Origin of the sequence: Anaerovorax odorimutans, assembly GCF_024459955.1 — a bacterium.
Taxonomy (GTDB): domain Bacteria; phylum Bacillota; class Clostridia; order Peptostreptococcales; family Anaerovoracaceae; genus Hominibacterium; species Hominibacterium odorimutans_A.
Map to the genome: position 1 here is coordinate 1 of NZ_JANFXK010000211.1, position 236 is coordinate 236.

At 42.4% G+C, this 236-nt stretch carries 1 protein-coding gene; it reads left to right on the forward strand.

Annotation, left to right across the window (positions count from 1 at the left end; all coding sequences use genetic code 11):
- Nucleotides 1–35: 35 nt before the first annotated feature.
- The coding region (locus NE619_RS18505) for an amidohydrolase family protein (protein ID WP_256133925.1) at nt 36–236 on the forward strand (201 nt) is incomplete at its 3' end.

Here is a 236-nt window from a genome sequence, read left to right on the forward strand (position 1 = left end):
ATAAAAGGCCGATCATTTTTCAGGCAGGATTGAGTATGGAAAATAACTCTCTGGCAAAATATTGCCGTCCGATTGAATTTGAGGAGGTTTTAAGTAAATATCCCGAAGTGAACATCTGTCTTTCTCATGTCGGCGGGCCGTGGGTTCAGGAAACGGCGGCGTTGCTTTTGAAATATGAGAATTGCTATACAAATACGGCGCTGATGAATTTTGACGGACCGTATCAGATTTACAAG